17 protein-coding genes and 1 pseudogene are annotated in these 23505 nt (G+C 59.9%); 14 read left to right on the forward strand and 4 right to left on the reverse strand.

The window, feature by feature from the left end; genetic code table 11:
- Positions 1-191 precede the first annotated feature (191 nt).
- From A7D21_RS28365 to A7D21_RS28420, 12 genes are all read left to right on the forward strand, one after another.
- Entirely contained in the window at positions 192-3062 is a 2871-nt protein-coding gene (locus A7D21_RS28365) for a filamentous hemagglutinin N-terminal domain-containing protein (RefSeq protein WP_069553228.1), read from the forward strand.
- 114 nt (positions 3063-3176) lie between these two features.
- On the forward strand, positions 3177-3929 hold the full coding sequence (locus A7D21_RS28370; RefSeq protein WP_256556610.1) for a hypothetical protein: 753 nt from the start codon (positions 3177-3179) through the stop codon (positions 3927-3929).
- 488 nt (positions 3930-4417) lie between these two features.
- Entirely contained in the window at positions 4418-5950 is a 1533-nt protein-coding gene (gene bcsE, locus A7D21_RS28375; RefSeq protein ID WP_256556612.1) for a cellulose biosynthesis protein BcsE, read from the forward strand.
- A complete protein-coding gene (gene bcsF / locus A7D21_RS28380) occupies positions 5947-6147 on the forward strand; it encodes a cellulose biosynthesis protein BcsF (RefSeq protein ID WP_069553231.1) in 201 nt (66 codons plus the stop codon). The genes bcsE and bcsF overlap by 4 nt, the downstream gene beginning before the upstream one ends.
- Complete coding sequence (bcsG, locus tag A7D21_RS28385) at positions 6134-7777, forward strand: cellulose biosynthesis protein BcsG (protein WP_069553232.1); 1644 nt, start codon at positions 6134-6136, stop codon at positions 7775-7777. The genes bcsF and bcsG overlap by 14 nt, the downstream gene beginning before the upstream one ends.
- Positions 7747-8010, forward strand: coding sequence for a cellulose biosynthesis protein BcsR (gene bcsR, locus A7D21_RS28390; RefSeq protein WP_069553233.1), 264 nt, complete (start codon positions 7747-7749; stop codon positions 8008-8010). Before bcsG ends, bcsR begins: the two co-directional genes overlap by 31 nt.
- The gene (bcsQ, locus tag A7D21_RS28395; protein WP_069553234.1) at positions 8007-8726 is read left to right on the forward strand and encodes a cellulose biosynthesis protein BcsQ; all 720 of its coding nucleotides are present in this window, start codon (positions 8007-8009) and stop codon (positions 8724-8726) included. The genes bcsR and bcsQ overlap by 4 nt, the downstream gene beginning before the upstream one ends.
- On the forward strand, positions 8723-11317 hold the full coding sequence (gene bcsA, locus A7D21_RS28400; protein WP_069553235.1) for a UDP-forming cellulose synthase catalytic subunit: 2595 nt from the start codon (positions 8723-8725) through the stop codon (positions 11315-11317). Before bcsQ ends, bcsA begins: the two co-directional genes overlap by 4 nt.
- On the forward strand, positions 11314-13620 hold the full coding sequence (gene bcsB, locus A7D21_RS28405; protein WP_141718281.1) for a cellulose biosynthesis cyclic di-GMP-binding regulatory protein BcsB: 2307 nt from the start codon (positions 11314-11316) through the stop codon (positions 13618-13620). The genes bcsA and bcsB overlap by 4 nt, the downstream gene beginning before the upstream one ends.
- Entirely contained in the window at positions 13610-14740 is a 1131-nt protein-coding gene (gene bcsZ / locus A7D21_RS28410; protein ID WP_069553237.1) for a cellulose synthase complex periplasmic endoglucanase BcsZ, read from the forward strand. Before bcsB ends, bcsZ begins: the two co-directional genes overlap by 11 nt.
- Entirely contained in the window at positions 14728-18306 is a 3579-nt protein-coding gene (gene bcsC / locus A7D21_RS28415; protein ID WP_083272256.1) for a cellulose synthase complex outer membrane protein BcsC, read from the forward strand. The genes bcsZ and bcsC overlap by 13 nt, the downstream gene beginning before the upstream one ends.
- Positions 18307-18532: 226 nt before the next feature.
- Positions 18533-18949: an SRPBCC family protein gene (locus A7D21_RS28420; RefSeq protein ID WP_069553238.1), complete on the forward strand. Its 417-nt coding sequence runs from the start codon at positions 18533-18535 to the stop codon at positions 18947-18949.
- Here the strand turns inward: A7D21_RS28420 and A7D21_RS28425 are convergent.
- The 3 genes from A7D21_RS28425 to A7D21_RS35575 are packed head-to-tail and all read right to left on the reverse strand — an operon-like array spanning position 18946 to position 20138.
- The gene (locus tag A7D21_RS28425; RefSeq protein ID WP_069553239.1) at positions 18946-19407 is read right to left on the reverse strand and encodes an RES family NAD+ phosphorylase; all 462 of its coding nucleotides are present in this window, start codon (positions 19405-19407) and stop codon (positions 18946-18948) included. The two genes, A7D21_RS28420 and A7D21_RS28425, sit on opposite strands and share 4 nt — an antisense overlap.
- Positions 19404-19853: an antitoxin Xre/MbcA/ParS toxin-binding domain-containing protein gene (locus tag A7D21_RS28430; RefSeq protein ID WP_069553240.1), complete on the reverse strand. Its 450-nt coding sequence runs from the start codon at positions 19851-19853 to the stop codon at positions 19404-19406. Before A7D21_RS28430 ends, A7D21_RS28425 begins: the two co-directional genes overlap by 4 nt.
- 39 nt (positions 19854-19892) lie before the next feature.
- Positions 19893-20138, reverse strand: coding sequence for a hypothetical protein (locus A7D21_RS35575; protein WP_141718282.1), 246 nt, complete (start codon positions 20136-20138; stop codon positions 19893-19895).
- Positions 20139-20193: 55 nt separating this feature from the next.
- On the opposite strand from A7D21_RS35575, the gene A7D21_RS28435 reads away from it, so the two are divergent.
- The gene (locus tag A7D21_RS28435) at positions 20194-20430 is read left to right on the forward strand and encodes a ribbon-helix-helix domain-containing protein (protein WP_069553241.1); all 237 of its coding nucleotides are present in this window, start codon (positions 20194-20196) and stop codon (positions 20428-20430) included.
- Positions 20430-20843: pseudogene (locus A7D21_RS34795) on the forward strand (putative toxin-antitoxin system toxin component, PIN family). The gene A7D21_RS28435 and the pseudogene A7D21_RS34795 overlap by 1 nt, the downstream one beginning before the upstream one ends.
- Before the next feature lie 156 nt (positions 20844-20999).
- Here the strand turns inward: A7D21_RS34795 and A7D21_RS28440 are convergent.
- Entirely contained in the window at positions 21000-23162 is a 2163-nt protein-coding gene (locus A7D21_RS28440; protein ID WP_069553242.1) for a methyl-accepting chemotaxis protein, read from the reverse strand.
- Positions 23163-23505: the final 343 nt, after the last annotated feature.

Consider the following 23505-nt stretch of genomic DNA (forward strand, 5'->3'; position numbering starts at 1 on the left):
TAACTGGTTCGACTTCAATAACTTCTCCGTGAAGACCTACTACGCGCAGAAGCTGGGTGGCGAAAAAGCGACCTCGGCGCCCGATTCGAATGGTCGCTTCTGGGTCCAGATGGTCAAGTATTTTTGATCGCAGGCCCGGTTACCGCAGCGCACCCCACGTTAGCAATGCCTGAATCAAGTAGGTAAACACCATGAATACCCGTTACCAATCAATCTGGAGTGCCAAGACCGGCACCTTCGTGGCCGTTTCGGAAAATGCGAAAACCGGCGGCAAGAAAGCGGCAGGCCGAAGCGAGGGATCCGTGATGATTCCTGTCCATTGCACGCTGAAGCTGCTGACCACTGCCATTCTGCTTTCGGCCGGATTTAACGTCTATGCATTACCGGTAGGCGGAGCGGTGTCGGCGGGCAGTGCCACGATCGGTTCGGGTGCCAGTACCACGACCATTACCCAAACGAGCCAGAATGCCGCCATCAACTGGCAGAGTTTCAACATCGGAACGGGCGAGTCGGTCAATTTCGTGCAGCCCAACAGCAGCGCTACGGCGCTCAATCGTGTGCTGGGTTCGGACCCTTCGAGTATTTTGGGGGGCCTGAACGCCAACGGCAAAGTGTTCCTGGTCAACCCGAACGGTGTCGTATTCGGTCAAGGCGCGTCGGTCAATGTCGGCGGATTGGTGGGATCTACACGGAACATCACCGACAGCGATTTCATGGCGGGTAAATACAACTTTGAAGGCACCGGGGACGGCAGCGTAGTCAACTACGGTTCGATCAATGCCAATGGAGGCTCTGTTGCTCTGCTCGGTGCCAATGTCAGCAACCAGGGCGTTATCCAGGCGCAACTGGGCACTGTCGCACTGGCGGCGGGCAACTCGTTCACCCTGGATGTGGCGGGTGATGGGCTGCTCAATGTGGCCGTCAACAAGGGTGCTGTAGATGCGCTGGTGCAGAACGGCGGGCTGATCCAGGCGGATGGCGGTCGGGTGCTGATGACCGCTCAGTCGGCGAGCAATCTGTTGACGTCCAGCGTGAACAATACCGGTGTCATTCGGGCCCAGACCATCGAAAATCGCAACGGCACCATCATGTTGATGGGGGATATGCAGAGCGGCACCGTGAACGTTGCCGGCACGCTGGATGCCAGTGCGCCCAATGGCGGTTCCGGAGGCTTTATCGAGACCTCTGCGGCCCGTGTCAATGTCGCAAATGGCTCAACGGTCACTACGCTGGCGCCCGCTGGAACGACGGGAACCTGGCTGATAGACCCTCTTGATTTCGTTGTCTCGAGTTCGGGCAATATTTCAGGCACCACCCTCTCCAATAACTTGCAGACCAGCAACGTCTCCAATAACTTGCAGACCAGCAACGTCTCCTACACAAACGCTCCAGGCACAGGCAACGGCGATATTCTTGTCCAGGAGGCCGTGACATGGACGGCCCCGACAACGCTGACCCTGAGTGCCAATCGTGATGTGGTCGTGCAGGAAGCCATCACCACGACCGGAGGCAATCTGAAGTTGATTGCCGGCCGTGATGTCAACCAGAACGCCGCAGTGACCGCGACGGGGGGCGGTACCGGCGGCGATATCACGATGGTGGCTGGCCGTAATGTCAACATCAACGCGATGTTCACTGCGACCAACGGTAATGTATTGCTCGTGGGCGCAAATGATGGCACCGGTGTCGGTATGGTAAACCTCGCTGCCGGCGTCACGCCTGCTGTTACAGGGCCGCTGTCCACCGTCAGGATTTATTACGCGCCCGTCTCTTACGCGACGCCAACGGATTTTACCGGCAATTTCACGTTGTCCGGAGGCGCCACGCTGACGCCGTTCATGTGGGTATTTGTCCAGGCTGACAATAAGGTTTACGACGGCAACACTGCAGCGACGTTGTCATTGCAAGGCAACCCGACGTTGGCAGGTGATGTTGCGCTGCAGGCCGGCACGGCGACGTTTGATTCTCCAAACGTGGGCACTGGCAAAACGGTGAATTACAGTGGTTATTCGCTTGGCGGTGCCGATGCAAACCTGTTTGCCTTGTTTGCGCCGTTCGATAGCCTGACGGCAGCAGCAGGTACCCCAGGGACTGGAATCACGTTGGCGAGCATTACGCAGGCCCCACTGACGATCACTGCAAACGACGCCACCAAGGAGTTCGGTCAGACGATTGTTCTTCCGACTTCCGGTTTCACCTCGACCGGACTGGTCAATAACGAGACCGTTGGCAGTGTCACAGTGACGAGCCCCGGAACAGCCGCGACCGCCCCGATAACCGGCAATCCTTACCGGATCACGCCCAGCAATGCGACGGCTGGAACTTTTGATCCGGCTAACTATTTGATCAACTACGTTCAGGGCACTTTGTTGATCACGGCGGCGCCGGTTACAACACCGGTCGATCCGACACCGGTTGATCCGACCGATCCGACCGATCCTGGCTCGACACCACCGGACTCGACGCCACCGGGCTCGACACCTACAGATCCAACACCGACCGATCCGGCCGATCCCGGCTCTACGCCTCCAGGCTCGACGCCTGCAGATCCAACATCCAGCGATCCAACACCGACCTCTCCAGGCTCGACGTCACCGGTTACGACGGTGCCTGATTCGACAGTGCCTGGTTCAACGCCACCGGTTTCGACGGTGCCTGGTTCGACATCACCGGTTTCGACGCCGATTGGCTCAACGCCTACAGATTCGACCTCTCCCGGCGCGACTTCCCCTGGCGCGAGCCTGCCGGAGCTGCCAGTCGCTTCTAATCAACCCGGCTTGCCGGTGCAGGCCTACCGGGGGGCAACGACTCCCGATACCGGCAACTCGGGCGACCCCGATAGGCCGCTTGCCACTGCCTACCCGAATCATGGCAACTCGTACGCCCCGTTGTTGCCCGCGCTTACCGTGGTCGGGACCGGTATTAACGTGCCAGGCAATCAGTTGGCGCAGGTCACGCCAATCCTGCCGGTACCGGTCAGGGCATCGGAAAAAGCGCCGGTCCACCAGATACCTTATGTCTACAAAGCCCCCGTGTATTTGCCTAAACAGGAGCGCAACTAAACACGGCTTTCGCATAGCGGGTTGATAAACCACGCCAACCCAATCGACAGTCAGGGCCCAGGCCCTGGCTGCTGGAGCGTTGAGCGCGTCATAAGCAGTGATGGGAGTATTGCCTTGCACCTTTTGCCCAGGGCAAAAAAAAGCACCGCCCTGAGGAAAGTTCTTCTTCTGGCATCTGAACTCGTCTGTTTTAGTCTGCTGGCCGTTGCGTCTGTTTTCCAACTGCCTGCACTGGCTGCACCTGTGCCTCACCCTTCCGCTTCCGCACCGGCCGGCCAGCCGGGTTCTTCATCCACCTCCACGCGTGCGGATTTCAGGAACAACGATGTGTCCCAAGCGGCCCGAGACACCGCTAATTGGATTGTGGACTCGGGTGATAATCTGGGTATGCCCTTTATCATCATCGACAAGGCGCAGGCCCGCGTTCTGGTGTTCAATGCCAAGGGTCAGCTCGGCGGCACGGCTCCGGCGCTGTTGGGGTTGGCAATCGGCGATGACTCCGTACCCGGCATCGGGGACCGGAAGCTATCAAGCATTCGCCCGTACGAGCGCACAACCCCCGCCGGGCGTTTTGTCGCCTCACTGGCCCGCAACCTCAAAGGCGAAGAAATTCTTTGGGTGGACTATAAAAATGCCATTGCGATGCATCCTGTCGTGACCAGCAACCCGAAAGAGCGCCGTACAGAGCGTCTAGCGTCGGCCACTATCAAGGACAAGCGCATTTCCTATGGCTGCATCAACGTGCCGGCCGATTTCTACCGAAAACTGGTCAGCCCGGCGTTCAGTGACACGAATGGTGTGGTGTACGTGCTGCCCGAAACCCGCTCGAACATGAGTGTTTTTGCCTCGTATTATGAAGTCAGGTAGCGCATGGCCGGGATCTTGGGAGCCGTGTAAAACGGTTAACCGTTGATATCACCCAGCATGAATCAACCCGAGTCGCCGCTCGGAATAGCTAGCTATATAGCTAGCTAACCGCTCACTGGCATGGTGCTCGTCACCTCCCTCAACACTTTTAAGTCGCCAATTTTGTGACGGAAATTTGCCGTTCATCCGAAGGCTCAATTCTCTGTTACAAAATATTGACAGTGTCACTTTGATGGCACATTATTTAGGCGGCCCCATCGGATTGACTTGTTCGACCTCGGGCGGTTTCCCATTCAGTTTTTCATTGTGAGTGATTCTTGTCGTTCAACGATAACGATCAATACCGTCGCAAAAAACGCGGCGTCGGATACTCATGATCTTTTTTCTGGCTACCTAAAGTTCTGGTAGTTCTGCCGATAGTTAGCCGTTCAGGCTGATTGTCGCTTATTGCATTCGGATCGTTGGAGTAAAAGGTTGTGGGTCAAGTCATGTTAGCCATCCGGCATCTGCAGGATGAGCAAATGTTGCTGCGCCAGGGAGGGTTATATTGGGTTGCCCTGGATCATGCGACCGATGCGCAATTCATGGCTCGCCAGTTTTTATCGTCCTTGCCTGAAGAGGCTGTCGCTACATTGGTAGGCTGCGGCATCGATCCTCAATCGGTCGTTCAGACCATGGCTGAGGACTGCGGTCCTTCTACGCTGCGTCTGTTTGCCATGTCCGATGATGCGCGCGCCCGTCTGGCTTTCAAGGCACTGACTTCGGATTTGCACCGAATCAATATTGTACGGGGCAGCGTGCTGGTGGTGATGTTGTCTGCGGCCCATCTGGACACGTTTAACACCCAACAGTTAGAGCACTGGTGTAGAACTACGCGCCAATGGTTAATGGGAGTTAATTGCACCTTGTTAGTGCTGTGCAGCGGTCAGGCGCCCTTACTGCATGAGCGTCTGTTGAGTCTGAATGAGCAACTTTCCGGCTTGTCGCAGTTGTATCGCCAGGACGGCTCGATTCATTACCAACTGAACTTCTGGCACAGCGAGTTGGGTGTCTGTGCCGCTCAGGCCTTTGAGCTGGAAGTCTCCGACGATGGTTTTTCCCTGAGCGATTCTCAGCGGTCCAATCCTGCCCAGACCCGTACCGACGACCAGCGCATCTACCTGACCCAGCGTTCAGTGTTGGAGGGGGCGCCGCCGTTGTCTGAGCAGTGGCGCCTGTTCGAGCACCGTGACGAACTGCTTCAACAGGCTGGTCACGCCCGTGCTGCCAGCGTGATCGTGGCTCTGGAAACCAACCAGGACGTCGAACCCCTGGCTCGGCAGTTGTATGCGTTGCGCGAGCAATGTGGCCCGGCCTTGAAAATCATCGTGCGGGAAATGGAGCCTTGCCTGCGTTACCGCGACGAGCGTCTGCTGCACGCCTGCGGGGCCAATCTGATCGTGCCTTCCAACACCACGCTGGCGAACTTCTTCAGCATGGTGGAGAGCGCTCAAGGGCAGACCTGGCGTTATCGCCAGACGCCCGATATCCATTCGCTGTTTGAACGCCTGCGGCCCCCGGCCCAGCGCGGGATATTGCCGCCCAGGGAATTCATCCAGCTGCTCGACCAGATCTACGGCGGTGCTTCAGGGGAGCTGGCTCACCAGTTGTTGCGCCTGCGTCCGCGAGGCGACTTGAACATTGAGCAGTACCTGAGCCAGATCACCTTGCGCCGTTTTGGCGACGTGGCCTGCGTACTCGATGGCGTTTTCTATCTGTTTCTGTTCGCTTGCCGTGGCGACGGGCTGGAGCCTGCGCTGGGCAATATCTGCCGTCTGCCGTGGCGGGACATGTTCAGCGAGTGCAAGGTGCTTTCTGCCGCGGACGTGCTGCCGCGCCAGGACTTCATTGACGCCCCTCAGGTTTCCGAAACCGCACGCCTGGCCACCGGACAGGTGAGCGCTGATTTGACCCGCGCGATTGTCCAGACCGGTTATGTGCCGCAACGCATCACGCTGTCGCTGTCGGAGCCGTGTTCATGAGTTACACCCAACTGCTGCAGGTCATGGCGGCAAGCTGCCTGATGACCGTGGCCTTCATGCTGGTGTTGCGCAGTTTCCGTCAGCGTCTCAGTCGCTGGTTTCAGCGGTATCTGCCACCGCGTTATTTGCAGCCACGTGGGGTGCGCCGTCGCACGCCTGTGGTGCCCGCGGTGAGGAACGCTGATGAACAGTCCTGAGCGTATTGATGTGAGCCAGGCCACCGCACAAAACACCTGGACCTGGCCGGGTCTGGGGCTATGGAATCTGTATTTCATCATCAAACTGGCGCTGCTGTGGGCCGGTTATCTGAATCTGCAGATCCTGCCGAACATGGTGTTTGCGGCCGTACTGATGGTGCCGCTGGGCAATCGCTATCTGAGGCTGCTGCGCACCTTGATCGCCATTCCGGTGGGCGTGGCGCTGTTTTATCAGGACACCTGGTTGCCGCCGTTCAGTCGCTTGCTGGATCAACCGGGGGTGCTGAATTTCACCGGGGATTACCTGCTGGAACTGGCCGGGCGTTTCATCGACTGGAACCTGTGCGGCGCCTTGCTGCTGTTGGTGGTGGCGTATTTCTTTGTGCGCCAATGGCTGCGTTTGACCACCCTGACCCTGGCCGGTTTTGCCTGGCTGGGCGGGGCGGGATTGATGGCCATGCATGCGCCTGCTCCGCAAAGCACGACACAACTGAATGTTGCCGGTGGCACAGCGATTGTCAGCGGCGAGCCGGACAGCCCGACGCTGGACGCGTATCTGCAAAAGTTCTACAGCACCGAAGCCGGTCGGCAAGTGGTGTTCCAGCCGTCGCAGTCGGCTGCCCAGCCGTTCGACCTGCTGCTTATCAATATCTGTTCGATGGCCTGGGATGATCTGGACGCCGTGGGTTTGCACGACAACAGCCTGTTGCAGCAGATGGACATGGTCTTCGACAACTTCAATTCGGCCACTTCCTACAGTGGGCCCGCCGCCATTCGGTTGTTGCGCGCCAGTTGCGGCCAGCAACCCCACAGCAAGCTTTACGGCGTGGCGCCCGAGCAATGCCTGTTGATGGATGACCTGAAAAAGCTGGGCTTCAACAGCGAAGTCATGCTCAACCACACCGGTCAGTTCGAAGGGTTCATCGACGAAGTCCGCGACCAGGGTTCATTGCCGGGACCGGAAGTCAGTACCGCCAACCTGCAACGCGCCCTGGTGGGTTTCGATGGCTCGCCGATCTGGCGTGACCGTGACGTGCTCAATAAATGGTGGCAGCACCGGGAAGCGCAGGACGCTTCACGCGTGGCGCTGTTCTACAACACCACGACGCTGCATGACGGCAACCGCGCTCTGACCCTGGACGGCGGCACCAAGAGCGCAGAGTACAAGCCCCGTGCCCAGACGTTGATAGACGACCTGAGCGCCTTCCTCAAAGAGTTGGAGAAAAGCGGACGTCGCGTGGCGGTGGTGATCGTGCCCGAGCACGGCGCGGCCCTGCACGGTGACCGTATGCAGATCGCCGGGATGCGGGAAATCCCGAGCCCGTCGATTACCCATGTACCGGTGGGCATCAAGCTGGTGGGCATGGGCAAGAACCCGCGCACCGAGCCGATTCACGTCTCCGGGCCGAGCAGTTATCTGGCCTTGTCGGAAATCATCTCGCGCCTCTACGCCGCGCCACCTCAGGGCGACGGGCTGGGCCCGGACTGGCAGGCGCTGCTGGCCAATCTGCCGCAAACCCCGGTGGTCTCGGAAAATGCCGGAACCGTTGTCCTCGACTACGCGGGCAAGCCTTACGTTCGGATCAAGGAGAAGGGCGCATGGCTGCCTTACCCGCAAAGATTCAAGTAAAAAACCAGGTTCTGTCGCGTAACGAGCGGGCCGATGACATTGCCCGGCTCAAGGCCGAACTGCACCTGCCAAGCCTGGAATATGTCGATATTTCGGCGCAATTGGAGTTGAGCCGCGCGCTCAAGCGCTGGCCATTGCTGGCGGACTTCACGCCCGCTGACGCCCATGACGAGCAACCGCCGCTGCCGGTTGCCCAGCCGGTGCAACAGGACAAGTTCGGAGCGCTCAAGTGACATCACTGAGTGTGCGCGGGGTTCGCGGGGGTGTCGGCACCACTTCGTTGGTGGCGGCCATCGGTTATGCCCTGGAAAGTCTCGGCGAACGGGTGCTGATGATCGACATGTGCCCGGAAAACCTGCTGCGCCTGCATTGCAATCTGCAGGCGCAGCAGGCGTCGGGCTGGGCGCGAGGGATGCTCGATGGTCAGAGCTGGCACACACACGCCTGGGGCCTGACGCCAACCCTGCACATACTGCCTTATGGCGGCTTGACGGCCGATGAGTCGGCCAGCATCGAGCAACAACTGGTGGCTGACCCGCAGCTTTGGGCACGGCGTCAGGCGAGTCTGGCGCCGCACTATGACTGGCTGCTGTTCGACCTGCCGCAACGCTTGCCGGGGCACAGCGCGGTGGGTCCCTGCCTGCTTCCGATCCAGGTGGTCGAGGCCGACGCCGCTTGCCATGTGTTGCTGTTGCAGCAGGCGATGAATAGCCCCGTGCTGGTGAACCGCTTCGACCCGGGCAGGCAGTTGCAACGGGACCTGTTGCTCATTTGGCGCAAGCACTATTCGGCGCGTCTGCTGCCGCTGACGGTGCATGCCGATGAAGCCATGTGCGAAGCGCTGGCGTGCAAGCAGCCGGTGGGGCAATACGCACCGGACAGCCTTGCGGCGAAAGACGCGCTGAGTCTGGCGACCTGGTGCCTGACACGACGCCGGGAGCTGACATGACGGCTCACTGGTTTCCTTACCTGCAACTGCGCCGTCGCTACGACTGCTATCCGCCCACGGCGTTCATGCTGGCCTCGTTCACGGCATTGGCCTGGTTGTTTTTGCGCCTGGAGTCGCCTGTCTGGCAGTGCCTGATCGAGCAACGCCAGCGCTGGTACCCGCATCTGGCCAGCAAAACGCCGAGTGCCGGTGATCCGCTGCGCATCATGCTGCAAAGCCTCTGGCTGCTGGTGGCTCGCCCATGGCCGCAGTTCCGACGGCGCTCGAGCCCGCACTGGATAAGCCTCGCAGGTCAGATGATCAGGCAGACCTGGCATCGTGCGGGAGTTGTGCTCAACGCCCTGCCTGAGCGGGTCAATCAGAGCAAGGCCATGCACGACGGCACCCAGTGGTGGCAGCGTCTGGACCCTCGCCAACAGCAGTGGCTCAATGGTTTTTGCGCGGTGGTCGGATTGATGCTCGTGCTGGTGTGCATCACCCAGCCGTTCAGCTACCTGTCGCAGCTGATATTCGTGATCCTGCTGTGGGCGGTGGCCATGTTGATTCGCCGGGTGCCAGGGCGCTTTCCGACGCTGCTGCTGATCGTACTGTCGGTCATCGTTTCCTGCCGTTACCTGTGGTGGCGCTACACCGCGACCCTGAACTGGAACAGCCCGCTGGACCTGGCCTGCGGCATCTTGCTGCTGATTGCCGAAACCTTTTCCTGGCTGGTGCTGTTGCTGGGCTATATCCAGACCTGCTGGCCGTTGAACCGCGCCCCGGCGCAATTGCCCCGCGACACGCGCCTGTGGCCCACGGTGGATTTGTTGATCCCTACGTACAACGAGGACTTGTCCATTGTGCGGGGTACGGTCTACGCCGCTTTGGGGATCGACTGGCCCCACGACAAGTTGCGCATCTCGATTCTCGACGACGGCAAACGCGATGAATTCCGCGTGTTCGCCGAACAGGCCGGGGTGAACTACATCACCCGTACTGATAACAAACACGCCAAGGCCGGCAACCTTAACCATGCGTTGACGCAACTCGATGGCGAGCTGGTGGCGATTTTCGACTGCGACCACGTGCCGGTGCGTTCATTCCTGCAACTCACGGTGGGCTGGTTTCTGCGCGATCCCAGGCTGGCACTGGTGCAGACTCCGCATCACTTCCTGTCGCCGGATCCGTTCGAGCGAAACCTTCATACCTTTCGCCATCAGCCCAATGAAGGTGAGCTGTTCTACGGCCTGGTGCAGGACGGCAACGACATGTGGAATGCCGCGTTTTTCTGCGGTTCCTGTGCCGTGCTGCGCCGCAGCGCGCTTGACGAGATCGGGGGCTTCGCCGTGGAAACCGTCACCGAAGACGCCCATACCGCGCTGCGCCTGCATCGCCAGGGCTGGAACTCGGCGTATGTGCGCATCCCCCAGGCCGCCGGGCTGGCCACTGAAAGCCTGTCGGCGCACATCGGTCAGCGCATTCGCTGGGCCCGGGGCATGGCGCAGATTTTCCGCACCGACAACCCGTTGCTGGGCAAAGGCCTGAGTTTTTTCCAACGCGTCTGCTACGCCAACGCGATGCTGCACTTTCTGGCGGGCCTGCCGCGTCTGGTGTTCCTCACCGCGCCTTTGGCGTTCCTGCTGATGCACGCCTACATCATTTATGCGCCAGCGCTGATGATCGTTCTGTACGTGATCCCGCACATGGTTCACGCCAGCCTGACCAACTCCCGCATGCAGGGCGAATACCGCCTGACGTTCTGGGGGGAGGTCTATGAAACCGTGCTGGCCTGGTACATCGCTCGGCCCACCACCGTTGCGCTGTTCAATCCGAAAAAAGGCACTTTCAACGTGACGGCCAAAGGCGGCCTGATCACCGAGGACCAGTTCGATTGGGGGATCGCCAAGCCGTATCTGGTGTTGGCGGTGCTGAACATCGCGGGCCTGGGGTTTGCAGTGTGGCGCTTGTTTTACGGGCCAGCCAATGAGATCGGCACCACGCTGGTCAGCAGCCTGTGGGTGATTTACAACCTGTTGATCATCGGTTCTGCCGTGGCGATTGCCGCTGAAGTGCGCCAGGTGCGCCGCACCCAGCGGGTGCAGGCCAGATTGCCTGCGGCGGTGCGTCTGCAAAACGGACGCTTCTATCCAGGCATGCTGGTGGACTACTCCGATGGCGGTACCGGCGTCGAGCTGGACGTCGAGCTTGCACTGCCGTTGGGTGAACGGGTTTGCCTGATGATGCAGCGCGGCGAGCGCGAGTTTCTGTTCCCCGGCATCGTCAGCCGCAGCCACAAGCACTTCATTGGCATCGTCCTCAATGAGCTGTCTTCGCAACAGAAGATCGACTACGTGCAGTGCACGTTCGCCCGTGCCGACGCCTGGCTGAACTGGAACGACGACTTCGTCCCGGACCGCCCGCTGCACAGTTTTATCGACGTGCTGCGTCTGGGGGCCACGGGTTATTACCGCCTGTATCAATACGTGCCTGCCTGGATCCGCACCCTGGCCCGTCCCGTGGTGCGCTTGTTCGCCTGGCTGATCAGCTATGTGCCGCGTTTTGCCAAGGCCTCACCCCTTTCCTCTACTTCTCGATCGGTATGCGCACCATGAGTCGCTATTTCAGTTTCACGTTGCTGGGCCTGTTGTCGCTGGCTATCGGTTGTGCTCAGGCGCAGCCCCTCAAGGAGCAACCCCCCAAGGCGCCAGCGCTGGTCGTGGCCCCACTCGTGGATTCGCCCGAGGTGAGCCTTGCGCCGACCTGGGACGTCAAGCGCACGTTCGAACAGTTGGGGCGGGCTTCTGACAGCCTGTTGCGTGGCACCCACACCACCGATCAGTTCGAGTTCACTCTGCGCCGCGACCGCATCGCCAGCGACGCGAAGCTGCAACTGGAATACACGCCGTCACCGGCGCTGCTGCCAACGCTGTCGCATCTGCGGGTCTACCTCAACGATGTGTTGATGAGCGTGATCCCCATCGACAAGGAGCAGTTGGGTAAAAAGACCGTGCGCCAGGTCGATCTTGACCCGCGTCTGGTCAGCGACTTCAACCGGGTTCGCCTGGAGTTCGTCGGCCATTACACCGACATTTGCGAAGACCCTTCCAACAGCACGCTGTGGGTCAATATCAGCCGCACCAGCCTGGTGTCGTTGAAAGAACAGGCGCTGATCGTCAAGAACGATCTGGCGTATTTCCCCACGCCTTTCTACGATCCACGCGGCTATGACGAGCCGGTGCTGACCATGGTGTTCGCAGCGTCTCCGACTCAGGGCGAGCAGCGGGCAGCGGGGATTCTGGCCTCGTATTTCGGCAGTCAGGCGGCGTGGCGCGGTACGCAATTCCCGGTGCTGTTTGACCGGTTGCCCGTTGCCACGACGGCGACACCGGTGACCTCGTCCATCGTGTTCGCCACCAACAGCCATCGTCCTGCGTTTCTGGCCGACCTGAAGCAGTTCCCGGCGGTCGAGGCGCCGGTGGTGCAGATGATCGACAACCCCAATGACCGCTACAGCAAGGTGTTGCTGGTGCTGGGCCGTGACGAAGCCGATCTGGTGGTGGCTGCGCAAGCGTTGGCGCTGGGCGGCGATCTGTTTCGGGGGGAGCGGGTCGTCATCGACAAGGTGCAGCAGATTCAGCCGCGCCAGCCTTACGATGCGCCGAACTGGATGCGCACCGATCGGGCTGTGCGCTTCGCCGAGCTGATCAAGTACCCCGAGCAATTGCGCGCCACCGGCTTGCAACCTCTGCCCATCAGCCTGGATATCAACCTGCCGCCGGACCTGTTTGTCTGGCGCAACCAGGGCATCCCGCTGCAAACCAAGTACCGCTACACGCCACCGCCTTACAACGACGGTTCGCGACTGAACATCAGCCTCAACAACCAGTTCATCACCAGCTTGCCATTACTGGTCAACAGCAATGACCGGCTTGAAGAACTGCGTCTGGCGGTGCTGTCCAGCGAGTCGGCCAACGTCAGCGAAAAACTGTCGGTCCCGGCGTTGAAAATCGGTGATCGCAACAACCTGAAGTTCAATTTCAGCTTTGCCACGACCACCAGCAGTTCCCAGCGTGATCACTGCCAGACGTCGTTGCCGGTGGATATCCAGGCGGTGATCGACGATCAGTCGACCATCGATATGTCGGGCTATCACCATTACATCGCCATGCCGGATCTGGCCGCGTTCGCCCGCAGCGGTTTCCCGTACAGCCGCATGGCGGATCTGTCCGAGACCGTGGTGATGATGCCGCCGCAGCCCAGCGCCGTGCAACTGAGCACCTACCTCGAGGCGGTGGCCGGGATTTCGGCCCGCTCGGGTCTGCCGGCCATGAACCTGCTCCTGAGCGACAACTGGGAAGAGGCTTCCCGGCACGATGCGGACCTGCTGATCCTCGGCTCCTTCGCCCCGGACATGCGCGATAACCAGGACATGAATCTGCTTCTGGACCGTTCCCGGGACTGGCTGCTCAAGGCGAACAATCAGGGGCCGGGTTCGTCGCAGAGCCAGGGCGCGGGCAACCCGGCGGCCAACCGTGTCGAGGTGTCGGCCAAGGGCCCGATAGCCGCCATTGTCGGCCTGCAATCGCCTTTCCATGAGCAACGCAGCATCGTGGCCTTGCTGGCCACGGATGATGCCGACTTCGAATTACTGCGCCAGACGCTCAATGACAGCGGCAAGATGGAGGCGGTGGCCGGTTCGGTGGCGTTGATCCGCAGCAGTGGCGTGCACAGCCAGATGGTCGGCGATCAGTATTACGTCGGCAACCTGCCATGGTGGCTGATGCTCTGGTTCAAGCTGTCCGAGCACCCGATCCTGCTGGCATTCCTGGCGGTGTTCGGTGTGCTACTCACCGCGTTCCTGACCTGGCGCATCCTCAAACTGTTGGCGCGTCGTCGTCTGGCTTATGAAGAGTAAACCGTTGACCCGCGTCCGCTCGTTGCTGCTTGCTGCCTTGCCTGTATTGGCAGGGCCTACGCTGGGCGCGAGCCAATGCGCCTGGCCGGCCTGGGAAAACTATAAGCAGCAGTTGATCAGTGCGGACGGTCGGGTCATCGACGCGTCGACCGCGCAACAGATCACCACGTCCGAAGGGCAAAGCTACGGGTTGTTTTTCGCGCTGGTGGCCAACGACGCCCAAAGCTTTGAACAGCTGTTGACCTGGACCCGCAATAATCTGGCGGGCGGCGATCTTGACCGGCGTCTGCCCGCCTGGCAGTGGGGCCTGGACAAGGACGGCCAATGGCGCGTGCTCGACAGCAACAATGCCAGCGACGCTGACCTGTGGATTGCCTACAGCCTGCTTGAAGCCGGCCGTCTGTGGCGCAGACCGGATTATCTGGCCCTGGGCAATCACATGCTGTGGCGCAGCGCCGCGCAAACCCTGGGCAAGCTGCCGGGGCTGGGTCTGATGTTGCTGCCAGCAGATTACGGTTTTGAGGCCGGTCAGGGCTGGCGTTTGAACCCCAGTTATCTGCCCCCGCAACTGTTGGCCCGCTTCGCGCTGATCGCGCCGGTCTGGAGCGAAGTGGCGCAAAACGCCCGGCGCCTGTGGATCGAAGGTTCACCCAAAGGTTTTGCACCGGACTGGGTGATGTGGCAGGACGCAAAAGGCTTCGTTCCTGACGCCAAGGGTGCAACGGGCAGCTACGACGCGATTCGTGTCTATCTGTGGCTGGGCATGCTGGCCCCCGGTGCAGCCGAGCGCAATGTGTTGCTTGATCACTTCAGACCCATGCTTGAGGCCACTGCGCGCCTTGGGTATGTGCCGGAACAGGTCGATGCCGTCACCGGCAAGGATCAGGGCACAGGCCCGGTGGGGTTTTCCGCCGCCCTGCTGCCTTTGCTGGCCAGGGAAGCGTCGACGGCGGCGGCGCTTGCCGCTCAGCGTGAACGCCTGAATCAATCACCTCCCTTGGCCGATGCCTATTACAACCAGTCACTGCTGATGTTTGGTCAGGGCTGGGACGAACAGCGTTATCGATTCGACAAGGATGGACGCTTGCAACCGAACTGGAAACGTCCATGCGCGCAGTGAACCCGGCACTCCCGTTTCGCCTGTTCAAGGTCCTGGCCCTGGGCGGCACCCTGTTGCTGTCCTGCGTGAGCGCCGAGGCGTTCGCTGCTTCGCAGCAACAACAACAGCAATGGCTGCTGCAACAGATGCGTATGGGGGAAGCCTTGCAGCGCGATGATCTGGTCCGCGACTCGCTGGCGCGCCTGGAGCTGATAGCCCCCGACCACCCTCAAGTGCTGGTGGGCGAGATTCGTCAGGCGCTGGCCGACAAGACCCAGGCGCAGAACGTGGCCTGGATCGAGCAATTAATGACCCGTCTGCGCCAGCAAGGCCCCCACTCGGCAGCGCTGCGTCAGGCTCAGGCGTTGATCAAGTTGCAGAGCCCGGACGGCCTGCGCCAGTTGCAGCAGGCGCGTCTATTGGCGGCGGCGGGGCGTTTCGAGGAAGCCCGTGGGGCGTTCGAAGCACTGTTCGGCGAAGAACCGCCGGACCTGGCGATGGCCCTGGAATACTGGAGCGCCCGCAGCCGTATCCCGGGCCAGCGCGGGGTCGTGCTGGGTCATGTGCAGGCGCTGGATCGGGATTATCCCGGCAATGCCGGCGTGCGGCAGATGCTGGTCGGGCTTCTGTTTGCCGAAGATCGCAACGACGAAGCGCTGGCCGTGCTCCATGAATTGGCAGGCGACCCTCAGGCCAGTGCCAATGCGGCCGAGCGGGAATACAACTACCTGATCAAGTTGCCGGTCAATGCCCGCACGGCTCAGGCCTGGCAGGCATTCATCGGCTATTACCCGTATTCACCCTTTGCCCGGCAAGCCACTCAACAGCTCGCTTTGCAGCGAGGCTTGTTGGCCGATCCCGCCTGGCAAGCGGGTGTCAAAGCCAAGCACCTGCTTGAGCAAGACATCGCCACAGGCAACGCCACCGCCGAAGGCTTGTTGCGCCGCGCCCTTAAGGTGTATCCCGAAGACTCAAGCCTCTATGGCGCCTTGGGCACGGCCTTGATGCGCCAAAACAAATACCCGGCGGCGTATCAGGCATTTTCCACGGCGCTGGCCAAGGAGCAGGACACCGATTACATCAGCAAATGGCAGGACCTGCAGGCGGTCACGCGCAACTGGATGATCCTGCAAAAGGGCGACGAAGCCCTGCAACGCAAGGATTACGCGGCGGCACGCAAGGCGTATCAGCAATCGCGCAGCCTCAAGGCCGACTCCGCCGACCCCTTGATCGGCCTGGCCAATGTCGCCATGGCCGAGGCCGATGACATCGCGGCTGAAGCCCTGTTGCTGCAAGCGCGCAAGGTCGACCCAAGCAACGGTAGCGTGGTGCGGGCGCTGGTGCGGCTGTATCGCGGGCAATCCAGCGAGCGGGCCGAAGCCTTCCTCAACACGTTGCCAGCCAGCGGCCAAGCGGAATTCGCCAGCCTGCGCCGGAGCATCGAACTTGAACGCCTGAACCTGCAAGCGGACCTGGCCAGCCAGCGTTCGGACTGGGCACAGCTGGTGCCGCTGTTGAAGAAAATCCGCGTGCTGGACCCGGACAACCCCTGGCTGACCTACCGCCTGGCCGCCGCCGAGATTGCCCTGGGGCAACCGCGTCAGGCTGATGATGCGTTCCGTCAATTGCTGGCCCGCCAAGGCCGCAATCCCGAGGCGCGCTATGCCCATGGTTTGTACCTGGCCAACGAGAACCGCGACAGCGAAGTGTTGACCACCCTCGGTCAAATCCCGGCCGCCGCCTGGACTGACAACATGCGCGAGCTGGACACCCGGATCAAACGTCGGCAATTGCTGGCTCGGGCCGAACAACTGCGCAATGCCGGGCATGAACCCCAAGCCATCGCCTTGTTGCTGCGTCATCCTACCGTGGATGATCTGGGCACTCTGGCCGATTGGGCCGCGCAGCGTGAAGACCCTGCCGAGGCGGAACACTATTACCGTCAGGTGCTCAAGGTTCAGCCGCAGAATGCCGAGGCTCAATTGGGCCTGATTGAAGCGTTGATCGCCTTGGGGCGTATCCCGCAAGCGCGTGCAGGCCTGGATAAACTCGTCGTGGCACCTTCGGCCCCGGCGCCGTGGCAGCGACGCCTGGCCAATGCCTGGCTGGCGGTGGGCGAGCAGGACAAGGCCCGTGGGCTATTCGACAACCTGCTCAAGACGCCGCAGACCGATCCGTTGATCTACCGCGACGCTGCGCGCTTGATGGCCAAGGATCAGCCGCAACAGGCACTGGATAACTACGCGCGCAGCATGGCCGCCGCAGGCTTGATTTCACCGGCTCAGGCCAGCCCCCGAAACCACATCGCGATGACCGAAGCCAGTCGTGCCAAAGACACTGACGAGTGGCTGGCGCGCAGTGTGCGCAGCGACGTCGATGAGCTGTACCAGGCGCAAAATCCGACCGTCAATCTCTACCGGGACTTCGCCTGGCGCACCGACAATACGGCACCGGGGATTTCCGACCTCACGACCCAGACGACGATTCTGCGCATCGACGCGCCGCTTGCCCAAGGCCAGGGTTTTGTCCAGGCCGAGCAGGTGGACCTTGAAGCCACGAAGTTCGATACCGACGCTGATGGCTTGCACCGGGAAGAATTCGGCACCTGCGCCGTACAGTTTCGTGACCGCGCCACCGGAGCGCTGGTGCCCAATGGCTGCCGCAGCACCTCGCAAAGCACCAGCGGTCCAAGCCTGGCCGTAGGCTGGAAAAACGCCCAATGGGCGCTGGACCTGGGCCATACGCCACAAGGGTTCGAAGTGGGCAACTGGCTCGGCGGCGTCGGTTACAGCAGTGACTGGAAATCCATCGGCTGGACGCTGACCGCTTCACGTCGCCCCATGACCAATTCGGTGGTGTCTTACGCCGGTGCCGTCGACCCTGTGACCGGTACGCGCTGGGGCGGCGTGACCAGTAACGGCGTGACCTTGAGCCTGAGCCATGACGAAGGCGGTGTGGATGGGGTATGGGCCAGTTTCGGCGCCCATTGGTTGCGCGGCAAAAACGTGGTCGACAACCAGCGGCTCTCGGCCATGACCGGTTATTACTACCGGCTGGTTGACCGCGCCGACGAACGCATGCGCACCGGCCTGACGCTCATGTATTGGGGCTATGACAAGGACTTGAGCGAGTACACCCTGGGGCAGGGCGGTTACTACAGCCCGCAACAGTACTACTCGATTGGCGTGCCCTTTACCTACGCCTGGCGTAACGCCAACTGGTCAGCGCAACTGGAAACCTCCGTGGGCTGGTCGTTCTCGACCACCGACGACAGCGATTTGTACCCTCTGGACGGTCCGGCGGCCAAGCTGTTCAATCAGGCCGCCGCTGCCGGGCTGGATGTCGACGCCGGCACATCACTGACCAGCGCCGGGAGCAGCAGCTCCGGTATCGGCGTTAGCCTGCAGGCGAAGGTCGAACGCCGTCTGACCAATCATCTGGTGTTGGGCTCCGGCATTTCCCTGCAACACAGCGAAGGCTACGCTCCGAGCCGCGCCATGCTGTACCTGCGTTACACCTTCGATGAATGGCAAGGCAACCTGCCGATGCCGATCGAACCGGTGACGCCGTATGCGGATATGCGGTGAGGGAGGTGTTGCGCGGGTCGTTTCCGGCAACGACTCGTTCGCCAATGAAACATGTGGTGTCCCGCAAACACTGCGCCCGGCATGGCGCTCAGTCGTATCGGCAGCACTCGTCTCATGACGGGCTTTCAAAACCGGGGGAGGGCGTGTTCAATGGGGTGCATTTCTCTGCGGCACCCGAGCAAGACGGGGAACGCTTTTACCTGACCTCAATTCTGGAGTATTTCCCATGGCAACAGCCTCTGCATCCCTGCGTCTCCCGGTTGCTGCAGACACCGTATGGCAGTTGGTCGGTGGCTTTCTTGCACTCCCGGACTGGCTGCCGTTCATTGCCAGCAGCGAAACGGCCGAAGGCGGGCGTCTGCGCAAGCTCACTACGGTCGATGGCGCCGTGATCGTCGAGCGCCTGGAAACCTTCGACAATCAGGCCCGCATGTACAGCTACTCCATCACTGAAGGGCCATTCCCGGTCACTGACTACCTCGCCACGTTGAAGGTCGAAGCGGCGGGCGACAGCGAAACGCTGGTGACCTGGTCTGGCCGCTTTACCCCTGACGGCGTTTCCGATGCTGAGGCTCAGGCGTTGTTTCAGGGGGTATATGAAGGCGGCCTGGAGGCGTTGAAGGGGAACTTCCCAAGCGCCTAGAGCAACCGCTCATCCAGCTGGAAATCCAGTTCCCGTGCCTGGGCCACCATGGCGAGATAGGCCGGATGCTGGACGTTGAGCAGGTAATTGGATTCACGCGGGATGATCACGCTGGGCACGGCCAGCGCCAGGCTTTGCCCGGACTCCAGCCAGTTATCGCCAAACGTGGCGGTGGAGGGCGGAGCGGGTTCTTCGCGCCAGTCGTTGGGCAGAATGTCCGGGCTGGCGTTGAGGATGTGCTCTTCAGGGAGCTTCAGCTCAAGCATGGCGTAATGCTGGATGACCGTGGAATTACCCAGGTGCACCAGCACTTCCAGCAGCGCCAGGGATTCACTGCCCGCGCAGTACACACAGGCCTTGCCCTTGCTGTTCCAGCGCCCGCCGTACAGCCTCGCACCTTCGCCGTCGAACGCCTGAGCCAGCCACTTTCGTTTGACCAGACGATAAACGCTGATCAAGCCACGACCCCGTGCTCAAGGCGGCCGATCAGGTCCAGGACGGCCTGGGCTTCGGCTGAAGTGGCGAGCATTTCCAGCGGTCGGCGATTGCCCAGGCCTCGTACCGGTTCGGCGAGCCAGCGCCGTGTGGCTTGGGTATCGCCTTCGAACAGGTCCAGCGCGGCCTTGTAGACGGCAGCCAGGCGGAACAGACGATCGCTCTCCTCGGCATTGAATTGCCGCACTTTCAGGCGTCGTTGCAGCGTGGCAGGCGCAATGCCCAAATGAATGGCCAGGGTCGAGCGAGTGATGTCCGTGTACTGCGCCAACCGTTCGAACACTTCGTAAGGCAATCCTTCACGCAGCGCGGCATACAGCTGAGCGCCCCGTGGCGGAACGCCCAGTTGCTGCCAGAAACCCGTTTCCGGGGCCGTTGCAGGTAGATAGTCGCGAATGGCGGTGGACATGATTGAGTCCTTTTAATCGTTTGATGTATAGACTCTATATCAAATGATGTTATGGCGAAAGGTGATCCCTTGAAAACAAACCCGTAATGAACTGCCCTTCAAAAGTTGAACGGTCTTGTCTGACAGCTCGCGGCTGGGTTCTGTAGGTGTTCGCACCGTGGGATCGGCTTTAGCTGGAAGGGGTATTTCAAGCGATGCGGATGCAACGAGCGCCCTGGCTTCTTCCTGGCTGAAGCCGGTCCATGAAGGATAGGTTTGCGTGAACTGTGCTGAATATCTGCCCATGAAAACACTCCAGGGTCGGTGTATAAACACACAAACACCTATTGCCTAGAAAATCATGACTACCACACGCTGGAACGTTGCTTTCTCTACCGATACAGATCAATCCCTGCGCAGGTTTCTGGCCAGTCAAGGCGGCAGGAAAGGAGACTTGTCCCGTTTTATCGAAGAGGCTGTGCGCGCACATATTCTGGAGCTGACCGCTGAGCAGACCAAGCAAGCCAATACCGCAGTCAGCGAGGAGAATATGGGCTCGATGGTTGATGAAGCACTTCAATGGGCTCGTAAGCGCTAATGCGGATGGTTTTGGAGACCAACATATTGTTCAGCGCACTGATTTCACCGCATGGGCACCCGATACAATTTATCGAGGCTAGCGTTCTGCGTGCTTCGAGGTTGTGACCTCACGGACGCAACTTGATGAAATTCGTCGTGCGAGTCGTTGCCCAAGCTTAGGGCCATCCTGCAATCGGCCAAAGTCGGGACCATGATCAATAACCTCCAGGGTGCCGTGGTACGGGAGCGTCTGACTATTGATATCGAACCCGATGATCCCGACAGATTCATTTCTGTTGGCGATGGCTCTGGCTGGAAACGCTGACTATCTGTTGACGGGAGATCGGCGTGCCGGGTTGCTGTAACGCGGGCATATTGAGTGAGCGTACCCGGATTGTCACATCATCAGTGTTCTGTACTGAGTCGCTTTGATGTGCACGTTGACAGTGCCTGCGCCCTGGGCCACGACGCCATTCGAGCGTCGCGGCCCATACCTTGATATTCAAAAACCTCGGAAGGTATCAAGGCTGGTTTACCGACGTGGGCCAGCCGCGATACGCGCCACTACGTGCCTGGCCTTTGCGCCCGTCAGGCCCTCTTGACCTTGAACGTGCTCAAGGCTCGCTGCATCGCTGCAGCGCGCTCGGACAGTTCCTGTGCGGCAGCGGCGCATTCCTGACTGCTGGCGTTGTTTTGCTGGGTCACTTCATCGATTTGCTCCAGGCCAATGCTGGCTTGGCGCAGCCCGGAGGCCTGTTCGCTGGAGGCTTGGTAGATCAACGACACCAGTGTCGAGACCTGGCTGGTGCCGGTCACGATGCCCTTGAGTGAGCTGGCGGTGCGGCTGGCGATCACCATGCCCCGCTGGGTCTTGACCGAAGAATCGGCGATCAGCGCTGCGGTCTGTTGGGCGGCTTCGGCGCTGCGGGCGGCCAGGCTACGTACTTCGTCCGCGACCACCGCAAACCCGCGTCCCAGTTCCCCGGCCCGCGCGGCCTCAATAGCAGCGTTCAGCGCCAGCAGGTTGGTCTGGGCGGCGATGTTGTCGATGGTGGTGATGATGGCCGTGATGTCTTTGCCCGAGGCATCAATCTCGGCCATGGCCGCGATCAGCTCGCTCATCAATTGATCGCTTTGCCCGGCATCGGAGCGTGAGGATTGCGATTGTTCGTCGGCTTTTTCGGCGTTTTCGGCGTTTTCGTTGGTTTGTGCCGCCATCTGGGTCATGGCCGCGCTGATTTCGGTGATAGAAGACGCAGAGTTGGCCGCGCCGTCGGAAAGGTTTTGGCTCAGTTCGCTGACCTGTGCCGAACTGCCGGTGATTTGGGTGGCGTTGCTTTGCACTTCAATGATCAGGTGGTTGAGATTGCGCACCATTTGCTGCAATGCCTTGCCCAACTGATCATTTTGCGATGACAGGGTCACCTCCAGATCAAGGTCGCCTTCGGATATGCGTTCGGCCACTTTGACCTGTCTTTGCAGGCTGTCGGACATTTCATTGAGCGCAACAGACAGTTGCCCGACTTCATCTTCGGATGTCTTTTTCAGGCGTTTGGAAAATTCGCCTTGGCTGATCTGCAGCGCCAGTGTGGCTGAGTCTCTGATGGGCCCGACAATTTTACCGGCCGCGATCCACAGGGCAATCAAGGCGAGCACTGAAACACCCAGACCGACCAGGACCTGCAAGACGCTGCTGTTATTACTGCGAGCCTCAAGTGCCTGTTCCAGCGCAATCGCCTGGCTCATCACCACGGCTTTGGGCAGTCGAATCAATATGGACCAGGGTTTGTTGGTGCGGCCCAGCGTAATGGGCATCAAGACTTCAATGTTTTGTGTGGCTTCATTTAAATGACCGCCGCCGGTGCCGGACTTGATATCGGCGAGTGTTTTCTCCCAGGTATCGGGTATCAGCGCTTTTAAATGTTGACCGATCAACGTGGCACGTTGACTGTCCGCGACCACAAGGCCCTGGTTACTCAGGATCGACACCGAACCCTTGCCGTCATATAAGTCCGCTGACATTTCCTCACTTATTTTCTGAATAAAGTCCAGGTTGTAGTCGGCACCCACCACGCCATAAAACTTGTTGTTCACGACCACCGGTACAGAAAGGGTGGTGAGCCAGACATTCTTGCCCTGGACCACATAGGGAATCGGGTCCAGCACGCTTTCCTGAAGAGTGTCGCGCGGGCCGCTGTACCAGCCGCCTTTAAGCACGCCATTGGGATGGCGATCCTGGGTGTCGTATTCCACCAGCGGTTGCACGGCGACACGTCCATCGGCGCTGCGGGTCCAGTAGGGGGTGAAGCGCCCCGTCGTCGGATTGTTGCCGTTCTGGCCATCGCGGTGCGCGGCATCCTGGCCGTCCAGTGCATCGGGCTCCCAGCACGAGTATGTGCCGTTGAACTCAGGGTTATCCTTGAGCACACCCAGCAATACGGCGTTGATCTGCTCGCGGCCCACCAGCAATGAGCTGTTGGCGGTTTTGCTGGTGGCGAAGGTGTTGGCCATCACCCGAGCGGCATCCAGTGCGGTCTGCAATTTGGCCTGGATGGCGGTGGCACGGGATTCAGCGAGGTTTTTTACTTCGCGGATGGTCGCTTCCTGAACTAGTTTAGAGACCTCGGTGGAAACGAACACTTCGTTGGCTTTCGAAGAATAAAGCCCATACAACACAAGGCTGGCGCACGAAAGAAAAAGACAGACACCGGCTGTTGTACAAATACGCGCTTGTAAGGATTTGAATTTCATGGGTCAGGTTCCTGTACTGCTTTCAGAAACAATGAATGGCTGCGAATAGGGTAGGCAGGATTTTCACCAAGGCACTGCCATAATTCCAATTTGCCACTAGTGGTGTATATGCTACTTAGGTATCGGGTTTGTTTATATTTATTAATAAGACGCCGGGGATTTAAAGTTTCGTTGTGTAGGAAGATTATTAATGCGAATGCATAGCAATCAGCAGATCTCAAGTAACGCATGTAAGGGTTTGCTGTAACAATATTATTTTTCTCAATACTTTGGATCCAATTGTTATTTGAAATAGAAGTTACGTAACTAATGATTAGTTAGCTATCGTATAAAGTCGGCGCAG

This window comes from Pseudomonas sp. AP19 (assembly GCF_001728855.1).
GTDB lineage: Bacteria > Pseudomonadota > Gammaproteobacteria > Pseudomonadales > Pseudomonadaceae > Aquipseudomonas > Aquipseudomonas fluorescens.

Bases quoted from the DNA above. Each gene is read 5' to 3' on its own strand.
- bcsE (WP_256556612.1), top strand. From the start codon at position 4,418: ATGTTAGCCATCCGGCATCTGCAGGATGAGCAAATGTTGCTGCGCCAG.
- A7D21_RS28440 (WP_069553242.1), bottom strand. From the start codon at position 23,162: ATGAAATTCAAATCCTTACAAGCGCGTATTTGTACAACAGCCGGTGTC.
- A7D21_RS28420 (WP_069553238.1), top strand. From the start codon at position 18,533: ATGGCAACAGCCTCTGCATCCCTGCGTCTCCCGGTTGCTGCAGACACC.
- bcsZ (WP_069553237.1), top strand. From the start codon at position 13,610: ATGAAGAGTAAACCGTTGACCCGCGTCCGCTCGTTGCTGCTTGCTGCC.
- bcsB (WP_141718281.1), top strand. From the start codon at position 11,314: ATGAGTCGCTATTTCAGTTTCACGTTGCTGGGCCTGTTGTCGCTGGCT.
- A7D21_RS28430 (WP_069553240.1), bottom strand. From the start codon at position 19,853: ATGTCCACCGCCATTCGCGACTATCTACCTGCAACGGCCCCGGAAACG.
- bcsG (WP_069553232.1), top strand. From the start codon at position 6,134: ATGAACAGTCCTGAGCGTATTGATGTGAGCCAGGCCACCGCACAAAAC.
- A7D21_RS28365 (WP_069553228.1), top strand. From the start codon at position 192: ATGAATACCCGTTACCAATCAATCTGGAGTGCCAAGACCGGCACCTTC.
- bcsC (WP_083272256.1), top strand. From the start codon at position 14,728: ATGCGCGCAGTGAACCCGGCACTCCCGTTTCGCCTGTTCAAGGTCCTG.
- bcsF (WP_069553231.1), top strand. From the start codon at position 5,947: ATGAGTTACACCCAACTGCTGCAGGTCATGGCGGCAAGCTGCCTGATG.
- A7D21_RS35575 (WP_141718282.1), bottom strand. From the start codon at position 20,138: ATGGGCAGATATTCAGCACAGTTCACGCAAACCTATCCTTCATGGACC.
- bcsA (WP_069553235.1), top strand. From the start codon at position 8,723: ATGACGGCTCACTGGTTTCCTTACCTGCAACTGCGCCGTCGCTACGAC.
- A7D21_RS28435 (WP_069553241.1), top strand. From the start codon at position 20,194: ATGACTACCACACGCTGGAACGTTGCTTTCTCTACCGATACAGATCAA.
- bcsR (WP_069553233.1), top strand. From the start codon at position 7,747: ATGGCTGCCTTACCCGCAAAGATTCAAGTAAAAAACCAGGTTCTGTCG.